15 protein-coding genes are annotated in these 17,037 nt (G+C 70.9%); 8 read left to right on the top strand and 7 right to left on the bottom strand.

Annotation, left to right across the window (positions count from 1 at the left end; genetic code table 11):
- Window positions 1-44: 44 nt before the first annotated feature.
- From LZ198_RS26260 to LZ198_RS26280, 5 genes are all read right to left on the bottom strand, one after another.
- The gene (locus tag LZ198_RS26260) at window positions 45-887 is read right to left on the bottom strand and encodes a hypothetical protein (protein ID WP_253974800.1); all 843 of its coding nucleotides are present in this window, start codon (window positions 885-887) and stop codon (window positions 45-47) included.
- 293 nt (window positions 888-1,180) lie between these two features.
- Window positions 1,181-2,386: a M20/M25/M40 family metallo-hydrolase gene (locus LZ198_RS26265; RefSeq protein ID WP_253974801.1), complete on the bottom strand. Its 1,206-nt coding sequence runs from the start codon at window positions 2,384-2,386 to the stop codon at window positions 1,181-1,183.
- Window positions 2,387-2,638: 252 nt separating this feature from the next.
- A complete protein-coding gene (locus LZ198_RS26270) occupies window positions 2,639-3,856 on the bottom strand; it encodes a mechanosensitive ion channel family protein (protein ID WP_253974802.1) in 1,218 nt (405 codons plus the stop codon).
- 304 nt (window positions 3,857-4,160) lie between these two features.
- Window positions 4,161-5,609, bottom strand: coding sequence for an aldehyde dehydrogenase family protein (locus tag LZ198_RS26275; protein ID WP_253974803.1), 1,449 nt, complete (start codon window positions 5,607-5,609; stop codon window positions 4,161-4,163).
- Window positions 5,599-7,245 (bottom strand): acetolactate synthase large subunit, encoded by a 1,647-nt coding sequence (locus LZ198_RS26280; RefSeq protein WP_253974804.1) that lies wholly within the window; start codon window positions 7,243-7,245, stop codon window positions 5,599-5,601. Before LZ198_RS26280 ends, LZ198_RS26275 begins: the two co-directional genes overlap by 11 nt.
- A gap of 101 nt (window positions 7,246-7,346) precedes the next feature.
- Between LZ198_RS26280 and LZ198_RS26285 the strand changes: the two genes are divergently transcribed.
- The 3 genes from LZ198_RS26285 (at window position 7,347) to LZ198_RS26295 (ending at window position 9,529) form a co-directional block, all read left to right on the top strand.
- Window positions 7,347-8,231, top strand: coding sequence for a LysR substrate-binding domain-containing protein (locus LZ198_RS26285; protein ID WP_253974805.1), 885 nt, complete (start codon window positions 7,347-7,349; stop codon window positions 8,229-8,231).
- 107 nt (window positions 8,232-8,338) lie between these two features.
- Window positions 8,339-8,722, top strand: a complete 384-nt coding sequence (locus LZ198_RS26290; protein WP_253974806.1) for a VOC family protein — start codon at window positions 8,339-8,341, stop codon at window positions 8,720-8,722.
- Window positions 8,723-8,746: 24 nt separating this feature from the next.
- Window positions 8,747-9,529, top strand: a complete 783-nt coding sequence (locus LZ198_RS26295; protein WP_253974807.1) for a phytanoyl-CoA dioxygenase family protein — start codon at window positions 8,747-8,749, stop codon at window positions 9,527-9,529.
- 19 nt (window positions 9,530-9,548) lie between these two features.
- Here the strand turns inward: LZ198_RS26295 and LZ198_RS26300 are convergent, their stop codons facing one another.
- Complete coding sequence (locus LZ198_RS26300; RefSeq protein ID WP_253974808.1) at window positions 9,549-10,781, bottom strand: hypothetical protein; 1,233 nt, start codon at window positions 10,779-10,781, stop codon at window positions 9,549-9,551.
- A 209-nt stretch (window positions 10,782-10,990) separates the two neighbouring features.
- On the opposite strand from LZ198_RS26300, the gene LZ198_RS26305 reads away from it, so the two are divergent.
- Together LZ198_RS26305 and LZ198_RS26310 are read left to right on the top strand one after the other, a co-directional pair.
- The gene (locus tag LZ198_RS26305) at window positions 10,991-13,846 is read left to right on the top strand and encodes a serine/threonine-protein kinase (RefSeq protein ID WP_253974809.1); all 2,856 of its coding nucleotides are present in this window, start codon (window positions 10,991-10,993) and stop codon (window positions 13,844-13,846) included.
- 60 nt (window positions 13,847-13,906) lie between these two features.
- Window positions 13,907-14,482, top strand: a complete 576-nt coding sequence (locus tag LZ198_RS26310; RefSeq protein ID WP_253974810.1) for a GNAT family N-acetyltransferase — start codon at window positions 13,907-13,909, stop codon at window positions 14,480-14,482.
- A 17-nt stretch (window positions 14,483-14,499) separates the two neighbouring features.
- Here LZ198_RS26310 and LZ198_RS26315 read toward each other — a convergent pair whose 3' ends face one another.
- Window positions 14,500-14,898 (bottom strand): four-helix bundle copper-binding protein, encoded by a 399-nt coding sequence (locus LZ198_RS26315; protein WP_253974811.1) that lies wholly within the window; start codon window positions 14,896-14,898, stop codon window positions 14,500-14,502.
- A gap of 373 nt (window positions 14,899-15,271) precedes the next feature.
- Here LZ198_RS26315 and LZ198_RS26320 point away from each other — a divergent pair, with 373 nt between their 5' ends.
- Genes LZ198_RS26320 through LZ198_RS26330 form a run of 3 tightly spaced genes read left to right on the top strand, consistent with a single transcriptional unit; the run spans window position 15,272 to window position 17,022 of the window.
- Window positions 15,272-16,003, top strand: coding sequence for a beta-ketoacyl synthase chain length factor (locus LZ198_RS26320; protein ID WP_253974812.1), 732 nt, complete (start codon window positions 15,272-15,274; stop codon window positions 16,001-16,003).
- Complete coding sequence (locus tag LZ198_RS26325; RefSeq protein WP_253974813.1) at window positions 15,996-16,775, top strand: lysophospholipid acyltransferase family protein; 780 nt, start codon at window positions 15,996-15,998, stop codon at window positions 16,773-16,775. The genes LZ198_RS26320 and LZ198_RS26325 overlap by 8 nt, the downstream gene beginning before the upstream one ends.
- Entirely contained in the window at window positions 16,762-17,022 is a 261-nt protein-coding gene (locus tag LZ198_RS26330; protein ID WP_234063884.1) for a phosphopantetheine-binding protein, read from the top strand. Before LZ198_RS26325 ends, LZ198_RS26330 begins: the two co-directional genes overlap by 14 nt.
- The last annotated feature ends 15 nt before the right edge of the window (window positions 17,023-17,037 follow it).

The raw sequence follows: 17,037 nt of genomic DNA on the forward strand, positions 1-17,037 counted from the left end.
ACAACGGCGCCGCTATCGGCGTGAAAGGGGAATCTAGCAAACGGTCACTTCGTCAGCTCGTCGAGCATCATCGACCACGCTTCCTGCTCCCAGACGGACAGCGGCAGGGTCGAGCAGAGATACAGGGCCGCGAGGTCACTCGTCCTGCCCTTGCTCACGAGCGTGCGGACCATGGCCGCCGTCACCGCGTTCTTGAGGCCGAACTCGTTCATCAGCATCGCCGCATGGTGGTTGGCGAGCAGCTTGCGGGCGCGCGCGAGGAGGTTCCCCCAGAGATAGCGATGCGAGTCGCTCATGATGTTGGGACGCGACTCACGGCACAGGTCGTTCTTCGACCCCTTGATCGCCACCTTCAAGCTCATCGCATAGGGCTCGTCCCGGAACCACAGCCGCTTGTCCCATTTCACGTGCACTTCGAACAGCGCTCCCAGCCCCACGATCAGGAACTTCACGTTCAGCCCCGGGAACGCCCCGCTCTGCCAGAAGTCGAAGGGGACCCCCTCGTTGTAGTCGACGAAGGTGGGCCACCTGTCCCGGTCCTTGATGGCGTTCTCGAGGTCGTCGGTGTTGATTCCCGCCGCGCTGGAGTAGCCGCCGGACGAGGCGCCTCCGCTCCCGGAGGACGAGGCGCCTCCGCTCCCGGAGGACGACGGGAACATGGAGAAGGAGGACTGCGGTCGGTTCTTCGCCCAGGTACAGCACGGGCGCGAAGCGGCCCAGCAGCCCGAGCAGACGAAGACGCCGCAGTACTGGCACGGACCTGGACCGTGCGCCATGCAGAGGTAGTACGCGCAGAAGGGACACTGGGCCGAGGGGTGCACCTGGGCCACGTTCCTGCAGCCGTACGAACCACACCGGACGAATTGGGACTGGACGGGATAGTACATGGGGAGGGTGATGGCGCCTCGAGGCCAGGGACCGCGGTTCCAGGAGCACGCTCCCGGGTGCATCGCGGGGCCATCGAGCAAGCCACATACCAACGGGCCGGCACGCGCCGTTCGAAGAGCGCGCGGCGCGGGGCCCGAGGCGTTCACGCGGCCCGCGTTCCTCGAGGACGCGCATGCGTCGGAACGGGACACGCCTGGAGCCCTGCCAGGGACACGCTCCAGCCGTCACGAGCACACCCGACACACCGCCTCGCCCCTGTGAAGGGGATGGAGCGAGGCGGCGCGGTCGACGACTACGGCGCGGAGCCCTCACCCAGCTCCGCCACGAACGCGGCGGCGATCTTCGCGAAGTGCAGCGCGTGGTTCGCGGTGCTGCCGGAACGCGCGATGGTGTCGTTCACCGTGTGGATGTACGGGTTGCCCTCGGGGACGAGGGCCTCGTGGGGGATGGAGGCCGCGAAGCCCTGGTTGTACCAGGAGGCGTGGTCCGAGCACGCGTAGCCGCACGTGCTGTTGGCCTGCTTGATGCCCACGTAGGTGGTGATGAGGTTGCGCAGGAACGTGTTCTGCGCCGCGTTGGTGTAGTCCGTGACGACGCCCACCTTCACGTCACTCCGCGTCGAGGGATAGTTGGTCATGTCCAGTTGGAGCACGCCCACCACGTCGACGCCGTTGTTCTTGAAGTACGCGGCGATCTCCTTCGAGCCGCGCAGACCGACCTCCTCCGCCGCGTAGCCGATGAACTTCACCGTGCGCGCCGGCCGGTAGCCCACCGCCATGGCCGCGCGGATGACCTCCGTGAAGGAGGCGATGCCGGAGGCGTTGTCGTCCGCGCCCGGCGCGGTGCTGCCGGAAGAGGTGGAGTCCAGGTGCCCGCCCACCACCACCACCTGGTTGGGCAGCGTCGTGCCCTGGATGGTGAGGATGACGGAGGGCTGGGCCCACGCGGCGTGGTTGAACAGCTCCACGGTGACGTCCGAGCGGCCCGCGCCCAGGCTCGCCCAGTGCGTCCGCAGCCAGTTGGCGGAGCTCACGCCCGTCGTGGACGTGTAATAGCGCGTGGTGTACGCCGACATCGTGTTGATGGTGCTCCGGATGTTGGACTCCGCCAGCACCGCGATGAGCTTGTTGACCGTCGTGGCGCTGTCGAGCGTGTAGCTGGGCACCGTCAGCTCCGCCGCGGCCGGCATGTCCGGGGGCGTCAGCGAGGCCATCGCCTCCTGGAACGTTTCATAGGTCACGAAGCCCGCGCAGCGGTTGAAGCGGTCGTGCATCACCTGCGCGATGCGCTCCAACTGCGACTCGTACACGGGCAACAACGTGACGTCGTGCTTCTCCAGATACGGGGTCGGCGCCGCCCAGCCCTCCCGGGCGAAGGCCTCCGACACGGGCTTCACCGCCTCCGAATCGATGGTGATCCACAGCGCCGGATCATTGGCGCCGGCGAGGACCGGCGTCGGGCTCAGCAACAGCATGGCAAACGGAATCAGCCGCTTCATGGGCATCGCTCCTACGGATGAGTGTGGTGGTGCGCCGCGGATCTCCCCGGGGCAGCCGCGGCTCCCACGGGGGGTCCCCACGAAGCGCGACACCATCCGCACTCCGTCGGGACGGGGCGGCACTTTCCGTTTATTCCATGAATTCCGGCAACTCATCCCACCCCGGAGTCGAGGCCTGGAGTGTTCAGGACCCGACACTCCAGGGAGTGACTGGAGGGCCATCTGTCGGCGGCCCTCCGAAGCGGGGCCGGCTCACTCCGGGGGGAGCGTGGCCAGGCGGTTGGCCTGGGGGCGGACTCCGCCGGCGTCGTCGCCGTCCGCGAGGCTCGCCTCGGTGCGCAGCATGGGCAGCCCGTGGGGCTGCTGGCGCAGCCAGGCCATGAGCTTCTCGCGGACGAGGCAGCGCAGGTCGAAGGCCTTGCCGGAGTCCGCCGCGCTCACCAGGGCGCGCAGCTTCATGGTGCGCTCGGAGAGGTCCGTCACCTGCAGGCCGTGGACCTTGCCGTCCCACAGCCCGTTCGACTCCTGCTCCAGGATGCGCCGCAGCTCCGCGCGCGCCGCGGCGACGTCCGTGCGGAAGTCCACGTAGAACTCCGCGGTGCCCAGGATCTCCGGCGACACCTTGCTCCAGTTCTGGAAGGGCTTCTCCAGGAAGTGGCCCATGGGAATCACCAGGCGGCGCAGGTCCCACACCTTCACCACGACGTACGTGAGGGTGATCTCCTCCACCCAGCCCCACTCGTTCTCCACGATGACCGTGTCGCCGATGCGGATGGGCTGGGTGATGGACAACTGGATGCCGGCCAGCAACGTGGAGATGGACTTCTGCGCCGCCAGGCCGATGAAGAGGCCGGCGATGCCCGCGGAGGCCAGGAGCGACACGCCCACGTTGCGCACCGCCTCGAACTGGAGCAGCAGGAGCGAGCCGGAGATGAGGACCACCGCCACCTCCGTCACCCGGCGCAGCACCGCCAGTTGCGTGCGCAGCCCCCGCGCGCGGCCCACGTCGCCGCCCTTCTCCTCGCGCGCCACCGTCTGCTCGACGAAGCGGGCCGCCAGCTTCACGAAGCGAAGGACGAACCACGCCATCGCCGCGATGCCCACCGAGCGCGCCGCGACGTCCACTCCGTGCTTCGCCACGGGCGGCAGCTTCAACGCCAGCGTCCCCGCCGCCACCAGCACCACGAACAGCAGGTAGCGCAGGGGGCCCCGCGCGGACTCCGCCAACTGGTCATCCCAGCCCGACTTCGTCAGCGCCGCCGCCCGGTCCGCCAGCCGCAGAACGACCCACTCGACGCCCCTGCCCACCAGCCACGCGCCCACCACGACGCCGGCCAGGCCCGCCCACTGCCACAGGTCCAACCCCCACGACGTCCACCATGGCGGCGCGGGCGGCGGCGGCGCCCCTTCCGCGGGCGCCTGCCCCATCAGCACCGACACCCACCCGGCCAGGGACATTGTCGCGACCATCTCTCGGGCTCTCCCCCTGGCGGGACGCACACGAACGAGGGCACCCCAGGCGCATCTCCTCCGCGTGGACGCGCTCCCGCCAGTCAAAAGTTTGAGGTCAAATCTATTAGCGACAACGTGCGGTGCGGTCCAGGACTTCGTGAGGGACCACGGGCGGCATGGCCCTCGGGCGACCGCCAGGACCCCAGTCGTCGGTCCTGGGCCGACGCCGAGCAAGTGGACAGGCCCGTGACCCGCGCGCGGATGTCGCCTCCTGGACGTGAGGGGGGCGGCGAGGCGCGCCCCGCCCCACGCCCCCCGAGGCTCAGGCCTCCGACCACGACGTGCGGCGCAGGACGAGCAGCCGCGTCTCGGTCATGTCCTCCATGGCGTACCGGACGCCCTCACGTCCCAGCCCCGAGCCCTTCACGCCGCCGTAGGGCATGGTGTCGACGCGGAAGCTCGGCACGTCCCCGACGACGACCCCTCCCACCTCCAGCTCGTCCCAGGCCCGCATCGCCCGCGCCACGTCCCGGGTGAAGAGGCCGGCCTGGAGGCCGTAGCGGCCGTCGTTCACCTCGCGCAGGGCCTCGTCGAACGTGTCGACGCGCTGGAGCACCATCACCGGCCCGAACGCCTCCTCCGCGCACAACGGCTCGTCCCGGGGCACGTCCTCCACCACCGTCGCCTCCAACAGCGCGCCTCGTCGCTGGCCGCCCGTGAGCACGCGGGCGCCCCGCGCCACCGCGCTGGAGATCCAGCCTTCCAGTCGCTTCGCCGCGGGCTCGTCGATCATCGGCCCGAGCGTGGTGGCCTCGTCGCGCGGGTCCCCGGCCCGCAGCGCGCGGGCCCGGGTGACGAGCCGCTCGCGCAGCGCCTCGTAGAGGGACGTGTGGATGAGCACGCGCTGCACGGAGATGCAGCTCTGCCCGGACTGGAAGAAGGCGCCCTGGGCCACGCGGTCCGCGATGACGTCGAGCGACTCGCCGGGCTCGCGGTCCACCACGCACGCCGCGTTGCCGCCCAGCTCCAGCACCACCTTCTTGCGACCCGCGCGCGCCTTCAGCGCCCAGCCCACCTTCTCCGAGCCGGTGAAGGACAACAGCTTCAGGCGCTCGTCCTCGATGAAGGGCCCCACGTCCTCCAGCCGCGTGGGCAGCACGGAGAACGCCCCCTCCGGCAGCGCCGCCTCCGCGAGCACCTCCGCCAGGAGCATGGCGCTCACCGGCGTACGGTCGGACGGCTTGAGCACGAAGGGGCAGCCCGCGGCGATGGCGGGCGCCACCTTGTGCGCCACCAGGTTGAGCGGGAAGTTGAACGGGGTGATGAGCGAGACGGGCCCCACCGGGACGCGCTGGGTGAACCCCCGGTAGCCCTCCGTCCGCGCGGACACCTCCAGGTTCAACACCTCCCCGCCCCCGCGCACCGCCTCGTCGGCGGCGGCCTGGAACGTCTCGATGAGGCGCACCACCTCCGCGCGGGCGTCCCGCAGGGGCTTGCCCGCCTCGATGCACAGCGCCTGCGCCAGCTCCTCCGAGCGCTCGCGGAAGCGGCGCACGCAGTGCTCCAGCACCACCCTGCGCGCGTGCGAGGGCATCCGCCGCATGGGGCCCGCCGCGCGCACGGCCGCCGCGATGGCCTCCTCCACGGCGGCGGCGTCCGCGAGCGCCACGCGCGTGGCCACCTCGCCCGTGTACTTGTTCGTCACGGGCAGGTCCGCGTTGGGCTGCCGGGGCCGGTTGGCCAGATAGTACGGGTAGCGTTCAGCGAGCATGGGTCTCCTCCCCTTCCATGGCCCCGGCGCCGAGCGCGCGGGAGTTGTCCGAGTAGTCGATGGGCAGGTCGATGACGTGCACGCCGCCCGCCTCCAGGCAGCGCGACAGGAGGGCGCCGAACTCCGAGGCGCTCGTCGGACGGTGGCCGCGCGCGCCGTACGCCTCCGCGTAGCGGACGAAGTCCGGGTTGCCCAGGGTCATGCCGTGGTCCGGCAGCCCCATCTCCCCCTGCTTCCAGCGAATCATCCCGTAGGCGTCGTCGCGCACCACCACGACGGTGAGGTCCAGCCCCAGCCGCACCGCCGTCTCCAGCTCCTGCGAATTCATCATGAAGCCGCCGTCGCCGCAGACGGCCACCACCTTGCGGCGCGGGTGCACCAGCTTCGCGGCGATGGCGGACGGCAGGCCCGCGCCCATCGTCGCCAGGGCGTTGTCGAGCAGCAGCGTGTTGGGGCGCCGCGTGCGGTAGTAGCGGGCGAACCACAGCTTGTACATGCCGTTGTCCAGGCAGACGATGCCGTCGTCCGGCAGCGCGCGGCGCATCTCCGCCACCAACCGCGCCGGGTAGATGGGGAAGCGGTCATCCGCGGCCCCCTTCGCCAACTGCGCCTCGAGCCCCGCGCGCGCCTTCTCGAAGGGCGTGAAGTCCCAGTGCGAGCGCGGCCCCAGGCCGTCCGCGAGGCGCCACACCGCGTTGGCGATGTCGCCCGTCACCTCCACCTTGGGGAAGTAGACGGGGTCCACCTCCGCCGACGAGAAGTTCAGGTGCACCACGGCGCGCCGGCTGTCGCGCATGACGAACGGCGGCTTCTCGATGACGTCGTGGCCCACGTTGATGATGCAGTCGGACGCCTCGATGGCGCGGTGCACGAAGTCGCCGTCGGACAGCGCGGCGGTGCCCATCCACAGCGGGTGGGACTCGTCCACCACGCCCTTGCCCATCTGCGTGCTGAAGAAGGGAATCCCCACCCGGTCCACGAAGACGCGGAGCATCTCCGACGTGAGCTTGCGGTTGGCCCCCGCGCCAACCATCAACAGCGGGCGGCGCGCGGAGGCGATCGTCTCCACGGCCAGCGCGATGGAGCCCTCGTCCGCCACCGGCCTGCGCCAGGCGCTCGCGGGCAGCAGCGCGGCCTCCGACGACTCCCGCGCCACGTCCTCCGGCAGCTCCAGGTGCGTGGCCCCCGGCCGCTCCTCCTCCGCGCGGCGGAAGGCCTCGCGCACCGCGGACGGCACGTGCTCCGCGGAGACGAGCGTGCGCGTCAGCTTGGTGAGCGGGCGCATCATCCCCACCACGTCGACGATCTGGAAATGCCCCTGCTTGCTCGCGCGGATGGGCTTCTGGCCCGTCACCATCACCATGGGCATGCCGCCCAGTTGCGCGTACGCGGCGGGCGTCACGAGGTTGGTGGCCCCCGGCCCGAGCGTCGCGAGGCACACCCCCGCGCGCCCCGTCAGCCGCCCCCAGGTCGCGGCCATGAACCCCGCCGCCTGCTCGTGGCGGGTGACCACCAGCCGCATGTCCGCCGCCCGCATGGACTCCAGCAGGTCCAGGTTCTCCTCTCCGGGCAGCCCGAAGACGCAGCGCACGCCCTCCGCCTCCAACGCCTTCACGAACAGGTCCGATGCCTTCATCGCGGTCCTTCCTCCGTTCCGCGACAACATCTACGGAGCAGGCTCGATTCGTACATTCGTTTGTTTCCATGGAGTCGATAGGTCCCATCTATGATGACGCCATGGAGCTCCGACACCTGCGCTACTTCACCGCCGTGGCGGACACGCTGCACTTCGGGCGCGCGGCGCGGCGGGTCCACGTCTCCCAGCCCACGCTGTCGCAGCAGATACGACAGCTGGAGGAGGAGCTGGGCACCCCGCTCTTCGAGCGGGCCCGCGCCGGGGTGCGCCTGACGCAGGCCGGGGAGCTGTTCCGCACGTATGCCTCGCGAGCCCTGGAGGACGTGGACGCGGGGCGCATGGCCGTGGGCGCGCTGCGCGGGCTGGCCACCGGCGCGCTGCGCGTGGGCTATCCCCCCAGCATGCGCGGCGTCGTCGTGCCCGCGCTGGCCGCGGTGCTCCGCCGGCACCCGGGGCTCGCGTTGAGCGCGGAGGAGGCCGTGGTGCGGCGGGTCGAACGACGGCTGGCGGACGGACGGCTGGACGTGGGGCTCGGCTACGCGCCAGCCCGCTCACCGGACCTGGACACCGAGCCCGTCTTCGACAGCCGGCTGGCGCTGGTCGTGGCGCGTGGCCACGCGTTGGCGAGCGCGGAGTCCGTGGGGGCCCGGCAGCTCTCCAACGAGCCCTTCGCGCTGCTCTCCTCCGGCCTGCGCGTGCGCGCGCGCGTGGACGCCTGGTTCGCGGCGATGCGGCTGCGCCCCCACATCGCCCTGGAGTCGAACGCCGTCGGCACGGTGCTCGCCATCGTCCGCGCCGGGCTGGCCGTCACCATCCTCCCCGAACCCCACCTGTCCGACGCCGAGCGCGTGGTCGTGAAGCGGCTGTCACCCGCGCCGCGCACCGAGCTGGCCGCCCTCCTCTGGCGCAAGGGCGCCCCCCGCGCGCCCGCCGCGGAGCTGTTCGCCACCGAGGTCCGCACCCGGGCACGCGACGCGGGCGCCTGAGCACACATACAACCTGTTGGTTGACGGTCCGCCATCCGCTGCTATCTTCAACGAAATGGTTGAGGGTCGTCCGGACGGGCCGGGCATCCCTCTCCCTGGGAGTGGTGATGCGAATCACGTTGAGCAGCGTCTTCGTGGACGACCAGGCCAAGGCGCGGAAGTTCTACACGGAGGTGCTCGGCTTCGTGGTGAAGGTGGACATTCCGGCGGGCGGCGCGCGCTGGCTGACGGTCGTCTCCCCGGACGACCCCAATGGCACGCAGTTGGTGCTCGAGCCCAACGGGCATCCGGCGGCCACGGCCTATCAGAAGGCCCTCTTCGCGGACGGGATTCCCGCCACGTCCTTCACGTCCCTGGACATCCAGGCGGAGTACGAACGGCTGTCCGGGCTGGGCGTGGTCTTCCGTCAGAAGCCGACGCAGATGGGGCCCGTCACGGTGGCCACGTTCGAGGACACCTGCGGCAACCTCCTCCAGATGCACCAGACCTGACGCACCACGAAGAGAGGCCCCGCCATGGGAGTGCTGAGCGAAGCCGACGTCCAGCGGTTCATCCACGAGGGCTTCGTTCGGTTGGACGATGCGTTCCCCCGGGCGCTCGCGCAGGAGGTCCAGCGCTTCTTGTGGCCCCTGACCGGCGCCCGGGCGGACGACCCCGCAACGTGGACCCAGCCGGTGGTGCGGCTGGGCGAGTACGCCACCGACCCCATCCGCCAGGCCGCGAACACGCCCCGGCTGCACGCGGCGTTCGACGAACTGGTGGGCGCCGGACGCTGGCAGCGGCGGATGAGCCTGGGCACCTTCCCCGTCCGCTTTCCCAGCCCCCTGCCGCCCGGGGACGACGGCTGGCACGTCGACGCCAGCTTCGAGCCTCCCGGCGCGGCGACCTTCTTCGACTGGCGCGTCAACGTCGCGTCGCGAGGCCGGGCGCTGCTGATGCTCTTCCTCTTCTCCGACGTGGGCGAGCACGACGCCCCCACGCGGCTGCGCGTCGGGTCGCATCGGGACGTCGCGCGAATCCTGGAGCCCCACGGCGACGCGGGGCTGTCGTTCATGGAGCTGGCCACGCGGCTGGCCTCGACGGAGGGCGCCCCGGAGGCGCTGGCGACGGGCGACGCGGGCACCGTCTATCTCTGTCATCCCTTCGTCGTCCACGCGGCGCAGCCCCACCGAGGACAGCGCCCCCGCTTCATGGCCCAGCCGCCGCTCTTCCCCTCCGGGGAGTTCCACGTCGAGCGCGCATCGGAGCCTGGCGCCCCGGTGGAACAGGCCATCCGCCTGGCGCTCGACCGGGGCTGACGGGCCACGGGGCCACGCGTCACATCGACGAGGACAGGTAGAGGATCCACTTCCCGGGCAGGATGATCTCCCGGTAGACGAGCACCGTCATCGCCCACACGAAGAGGATGCGGGCATCGCGGACGAAGGACAGCCGGTCATCCCGGTGGGTCCACGCCGGCAACACCATCCACATCATCAGCACCAACGCGTGCCAGCCCTGCGTCTGATAGACGCGCGAGCACATCCACGCCATCCAGCCCATCAACACCACATCGAGCCATGCGTGGGCATAGAGCAGCATGGCGCCAACCAACATGACGAGGAATGCCAGGTGGGTGCCCTCGAAGTTCAGCTCGCGCCGCAGCGGGTTGGTGAGCGGAAATGACGTGAGCCAGGGCATGGTGAGCCAGAAGGTGTACAGGCTCGAGAAGCCCAGCACGATGATGGCCGCCAGCTCGGCCCCCTGGCGGTCGTCCCAGCGCTGATGCTTCCAGTCCTTCAGCACCAGGTAGACGGCATACAGCGGCAGGGGCGCGAAGAAGAACGCGCGGAAGTGGATGAAGGCGGCGATGCAATAGCAGACAAGCGCCGCCAGCCCCCGGCGCTGGCGAAGGAAATGGCCACACAACACGAGCGGCGCCAGCATCGCCCCGTCATACAGGCCATCCAGCGTCCAATGGATGGCTTCGAAATACAGGAGGAAGGCGCCCAGCGGCCCCATGACGGAGGCCCAGCGCCCCTCGCCCCAGGGCGCACAGCGGATCACCACGAAGAAGCCAACGTGGGTATACAGGAGGAACAAGAGGATGAGCAGCAGGTTCGACGCCTGGAATGACAGCGGCGTGAACTGGTACAGCAGGGCCACCGGCGCCACGAGCAGCAGCACCCCGGGAGGATAGGGGCGCGGCAGGTAGGCCCAGCTCATCGTCAACGGCTTGTCATCCGGCCCACCCGGCATCTCGAAAAAGGTCAGGTCCACCGGAATCCGCGTCAGCGAGGTGAACTGCTCGACGTGGAGGTCCCGAACCTCTTCCACGGACAGGGGACGCAGGAGCTGGTTGGCCGGCTTCCGCCAGATGCAGCTCCCACACCAGGTGAACAACCGCGCGGCGCTCAGGTGCGAGGCGTGATCCGAGAACGCACCGCTCAAGCCACCGAACAGCGGTTTGTAACGCACCGTGACCACCCACCCCGACCACACGAAGAACGAGAGCGCGACCAGGAGGAAGGCTCGCGTCGTCGGCGCTCGGAAGATGGGGGGCACACGCATGCGGCCCCCTTCTATCTCACCTGGAATGTCACGGTGACGCGTTTCGGATACGCACAGTGCGCGGCCCCCACCCCGAGCGCATGCACGCACACCCAGAAGGCAATCACCGTGGTTGCCATTGGTCGTCATGACCGGGGACGTCGGCTATCGTCGCGCGCGGCATGGACTGCTTCGACACGCGGCTGGCCTTCGCATTCGCACGAGGTGAGGTGGGAGCCGAGGCGGCGTCGCCGCTGAAGCGGCACCTCGAGGTCTGCGACGTCTGCCGGGCGCTCGTGGCCGAGGCGGCGCGCGTCCAGCACGACAGCCCCGGAGAGAAGCCCACCGAGCCGCCCCCCGCCGCGTCGGGGCAGCACCCCTCCTGGCTGCAGCGCGGCACACTCCTGGGGCGCTACATGGTGCTCGAGCGCATCGGCTCCGGAGGGATGGGGGTCGTCCACGCCGCGTACGACCCGGAGCTGGACCGGCGCGTCGCGCTCAAGCTCATCCGCGTCGACACGTTGAACCCGGCGCACCAGGAGCGCGCCCAGGCCCGGCTGCTGCGCGAGGCCCAGGCCACCGCCCGCGTCATCCATCCCAACGTCATCACCATCCACGACGTGGGGCGGTTCGGAGAGCACGTCTTCCTCGCCATGGAGCTGGTGGAGGGCACCACGCTGCGCTCGTTCAGCCGCACGAAGCGTGGGCGCCGCGACTGGAAGGAGACCCTGGAGCGCTACCTCCAGGCGGGCCGGGGGCTCGCGGCGGCGCACGCGCAGGGCCTCGTCCACCGCGACTTCAAGCCCGACAACGCCCTGGTGGGCCGCGACGGGCGCGTGCGCATCACCGACTTCGGCCTCGCGCGCATCGTCCAGGGCATCGACGACGCGCCGGAGCCCGGCCCGGAGGCGGCGCCCCCGGGCTCGCTGCGCAGCGAATGGCTCACCCGCTCCGACATCCTGCTGGGCACGCCGGCCTACATGGCGCCCGAGCAGAAGCGGGGGGTGCCGTCCGACGCGCGCAGCGACCAGTACAGCTACTGCGTCGCGCTCCACGAGGCGCTGTATGGCCGGCGCCCCTTCACGGGCCCTGGCGACAAGAGCGCGCCCGCCCCCGCGGACGGCGGCGCCATGGCGCGCCCACCCCGGGACTCCGACGTCCCCGCGTGGATCCACAAGGCGCTCCTCCAGGGCCTGGCGGAGAACCCCGACGAGCGCCACGCCTCCATGGACGCGCTGCTGCGGCAGCTCAGCGAGGTGCCCGGCGCGCGCCTGCGCCGCGCGAGCCTCGTCGCGAGCGCGGCGCTGGTCCTCGTCGTCGGGGGCGCGGCGCTGCACCGCTCCACGTCTGGAGACCCTTGCGCCGGCACCGAGCAGTCCCTCACCGGCGTCTGGGACCCGGCCCGCAAGGACGCGGTGCGCACCGTGTTCGCCGCCAGCCCCCTGCCCTATGCCCGTGGCGCCTGGAGCGAGGTGGAGCGCACCCTGGATGCCTACGCTTCGGCCTGGGTCGGCGAGAGCCACCAGGCCTGTGTCGCCGCCCGCGTGCAGGGGCAGCAGACGGAGCGGCTCTACGAGCGACGCGTCATCTGCCTGGACCAGCGGCTCGACGACCTGCGCGCCGTGGTGGACACGCTGGCGAGCGGGGACGGCCAGGTCATCGAGAACGCGGTGCGCTCCGCGAGGAGCCTGGAGAGCCTGGCGCAGTGCGCGAACCTCTCCGCCCTCGCCTCGCCGGAGCCCCCCTCGGGCGACGAGCAGACGCGGCGGAAGCTGGATGCGTTGACCCTGGAGCGCGCGCGGGCGAAGGCGCTGTTGACGAGCGGGAAGATGGCGGCCGCCCTCGAGTTGGCCACCCAGGTGGCGCGCGACGCCCATGACGTGGGCTACGGCCCCGACGAGTCCGAGGCGCTGTACCTGCTCGCGCAGGCGCAGATGCACAACTACAAGCACCTGGACGCCATCAAGACGCTGCACGCCTCCATCCAGGCGGCGGAGGCCAGCCGGCACGACCGGCAGGTGGCCCGGAGCTGGGCGATGATGGTCCGCGCGCTCGGGTTCGTGGGCAAGGAGGTGGACCCGGGAGAGGAGACGCGCCGGTACGCGGCGGCGGCCCTGAAGCGGCTGGGCGGCGACCCCCGCCTGGAGGCGATGCTGGCGCGAAACCTCGTCACCCTGTACCGCACGCGCGGGCGTCCCCACGAGGCGCTGGCCCAGAGTCTCGTCGCCCTGGAGATGGCCCGGAAGGTCTACGCCCTGGACGACCCGGAGCTGGGCACCTCCCTGCTCAGCGTGGGCCAGGCCTACGGCAGCTCCGGCCGCCCGGAGGAGGGCGTCCCCTACCTGCTGGAGGCCCAGACCGTCTTCCGCCGCGGCCTGGGACCGGACCACCCGAACCTCGCCGCGGTGCTGGACAACATCGCCGTCCACGAGGTGCGCCTGGGCAACCACGAGGCGGCCCTGAAGCACGCCGAGGAGTCGCTCGCCATCCAGGTGCGCAACATGGGCGCGGAGAACATCTCCACCGCCAGCACCCGGCACAACATGGCGGGGTTCCTGCTGGAGTCCGACCGCCCGAAGGAGGCCTACGAGCAGTACGCGTTCGCGGCCCGCATCCGCGAGAAGGCCCTGGGGCCGGACTCCCCCAAGGTCGCCTCGTCCATGACGGGGATGGCGCGCTCGCTCAGCCGGCTGGGACGGACCTCGGAGGCGCTCCCGCTGCACGAGCGCGCCCTCGCCGTCCGCGAGAAGGCCATGGGCCCGGACCACGCCCAGGTCGGCTTCGACCTGATGGGCCTGGGGGAGACGCTGCTGGCCATGAAGGAGCCGAAGAAGGCGCGGCCCGCGCTCGAGCGCGCCCTGGTCATCTACGAGCGCCAGCCCGCGGGCTCCGAGGACGCGGACCTCGCGGACACGCGCTACCTCCTCGCCGTGTCGCTGGAGGACGCCCCCGCCACCCAGGGCCGCGCGCAGCGGTTGATGGCGGCCGCGAAGGAGCACTACCTCAAGTACCCCAAGGCCAACGCCTCCCGGCTCGTGAAGGTGGAGCACTGGCTGGCGACACGCACCGTCGCCACCGCCCGGTAGGCGCCGGGCCGCGTCCGAATCCAGGGGCGGGGCACATCCGACGGCACTATCCTCGGGGACATGAGTCCTTCGTACGACGTGGGGGCCGCGCGCGACACCACGGACCTCCAGCAGATCCTCTCCCTGCAGCGGGAGAACCTGAAGCAGGTGCTGTCCACGGACGAGATGCGCACCCAGGGCTTCGTGACGGTGCAGCACGACCTGGGGGCGCTGGAGCACATGCACGCGCTGGCGCCCAGCGTCGTCGCCCGCCACGGCGGCGCGGTGGTGGCCTACGCCCTGACGATGCCGCGCGAGTGCAGGGCACTGATGCCCGTGCTGGTCCCCATGTTCGACCTGCTGGACGGGCTCGACTACCAGGGCCGCCCGCTGCGGGACGTGCCCTTCTACGTCATGGGCCAGGTGTGCGTGGGCAAGGAGCACCGCGGCCAGGGGCTGTTCGACCAGCTCTACGCGATGCACCGCGAGCTGTACCGCGGACGCTACGAGCTGCTCATCACGGAGATCTCCACCCGCAACCTGCGCTCCATGCGCGCCCACGCGCGCGTGGGGTTCCAGGTGCTGCACACGTACCGGGACGCCACGGACGAGTGGGCGGTGGTGACGTGGGACTGGAGCGCGCCCGTCCACACATGACGGGCGCGCGGGCCCGCTCAGGCGCTGGCGCTCATCTTCCGGCAGGACTCGGCGCAGCGGCGGCAGGCCTCCGCGCACGCCTTCATCGCCGGGTCATCGCCCATGCGCTCGCACTCCACGGCGCAGCGCTCGCAGACCTCCGCGCACACCGCGCACGTGCGCGTGTGCATGGGCGAGCCCCGCAGCAGGAAGCCCGCACTCATCGCACAGATGCGCGAGCAGTCCTCCAGCATGCGGATGACCTCCACACTCGCGAAGCGGCCCCCCTTGCGCAGACAGTACGTCATCGCCTGGGTGCAGATGGCCGAACAGGACATGCACTGCGAGATGCAGGCCCGCATCTCGTCGGTGAGCTGGTCCCCCATCGCGGGGATGAAGGGCTGGAGCGAGAACCGCTGCGATTCCATCTGCGCCATCACGTCCTCCTGGGTTTCTGGGAAGCACCACGCGCTTGAGGTGGGCGGTCCCCACCCGCGGGACAAGCGCGGCGCGTCCCCGGGGGCGGCGGTCGACGGGCAGAGGGCCAGCGACACCGGTCCAGGGCCACTGACGGGAATCGGGCGCCCTCCCTCCGCGCCCCACCCCCCGGGGCCGCCCGCCCGCCCCACCCCCATGCGGGCGGGAAGCCGGGCCGAATCGGCACGAAGGAATCAAGCCCAGGACGTCAAGGAATAAGGGGCATCCGAGTCAGGCGGAGCCCCGCTCGGAGGCTCCCCGGGTAGCCAATTGTCTCGTTTCTGATGCTTTGGTAGAGGATGCGACTGGCAGTGTCCCTCATCCCCCCCACCAATGGTCTTCTCCGTCCACCACTGGGCCGCGTGGGCACCTGGGCTCGTCGGGCATGACGCCTGGACGTCCTGGCTGGCCCGACCCCATCCCCTGCCGTCCGAGGGCACCCCGCCCCTGACGGAGATGCCGGCGATGATGCGCCGACGGGTGGACCGGCTGGGCCGGATCGCGCTGCAGGCCGCGTATACCTGTCAGCGGGATGCGCCGCCCTGCCCCGGGGTGTTCGCCTCCCGGTATGGAGAGATGGGTCGTTCCGTGGAGCTCCTGGAGACACTCGCGCGCGCAGAGCCGCTGTCGCCCACGTCGTTCAGCCTGTCGGTCCACAACGCGATGGGCGCGCTGTTCTCCATCGCGAGGGGCGACACCACGGCCTACAGCGCCGTGGCGGCCGGCGCGGAGACGGTGGAGGCGGCGTTCGTGGAGGCGTGTGGCCTGCTCGCGGACGGCGCGCCGGAGGTGCAACTGGTCGTCTACGACGAGCCCCTGCCCCGCCCCTTCGACTCCTTCACCGAGCGACGCATGGTGCCGCACGCCTGGGCCTGCCGCGTGCGGGCGGCGCAAGCGGGCTCCGGCGTCACCCTCACCTGCCACGGCGTCGACGGGGACGCCCCGCGCGCGGAGCCCGGGGACCTGGAGGACGACCTCGCCGTGCTGCGCTTCCTGGTCGGCGGCGCGGCGGCGTACGACCACGCGGTCGGCTCCCGGCTCTGGCGGTGGCGGCGCGATGTTTGAGTCCCTGGAGCGCGGGTGGCGGGTGGCAGCCACCGGCATCGCATTCACCACCTTCGGCCTGGGGGGGCTCGCGCTGCGGCTCCTCTACTTCCCCCTGCTGTCGTTGTGCGTGAGGGAGCGGGGCCGGCGCACGCGGCTGGCGCGGCTGGCGGTGCACCACTCCTTCCGCCTCTTCATCGAGTGGATGCGGGTGCTGGGAATCCTGCGCTACCGCATCGAGGGCGTGGAGAAGCTGGCGCGCCCGGGGCTGCTCATCCTCGCCAACCACCCCACGCTCATCGACGTGGTGTTCCTCGTGTCGCTGGTGCCCAACGCGGACTGCGTGGTGAAGGCCAGCCTGGCCACCAACCCCTTCACGCGCGGCCCCATCGAGGCGACGGGCTACCTGTGCAACGACTCCGGCCCGGGGCTCGTCCAGGACTGCATCGAATCCGTGAAGGCGGGCAACAACCTCATCATCTTCCCGGAGGGCACCCGCACTCCGATTCGAGGCCCCATGACGTTGCAGCGCGGGGCCGCCAACATCGCGGTGCGCGGGCCGTGCAACATCACCCCGGTCACCATCCGGTGCGAGCCCCTGGGGCTCACCAAGGGGACCCCCTGGTGGAAGGTGCCCCCTTCCCGCATGAACTTCACCATCGTGGTTCGCGACGACATCGACGTGGCGCCGCTGGTCGACGAGGCCGGCGGAGAGGCCCTGGCGGCCCGACACCTCACGGCGCGATTGCACGACTTCTTCTCTCGGGAGACACGACGCCATGCAGGCGCTTGAGCAGGAAATCAAGAAGCTGGTCATCGAGACCTTGAACCTCGAGGACATCACCCCGGACGACATCGACCCCGCCGCTCCGCTGTTCGTGGAGGGGCTGGGGTTGGACTCCATCGACGCGCTGGAGCTGGGCCTGGCGCTCCAGAAGACGTACGGGGTCGCCATGAAGAGCGACTCCCAGGAGAACCGCCGCCACTTCGCCAGCGTGCGCGCGCTCGCGGACTTCGTGAGCGCCCACCGCAAGGCCTGAGCCCGACATCCCATT

Origin of the sequence: Myxococcus dinghuensis (genome assembly GCF_024198235.1) — a bacterium.
Taxonomy (GTDB): Bacteria; Myxococcota; Myxococcia; order Myxococcales; family Myxococcaceae; genus Myxococcus; species Myxococcus dinghuensis.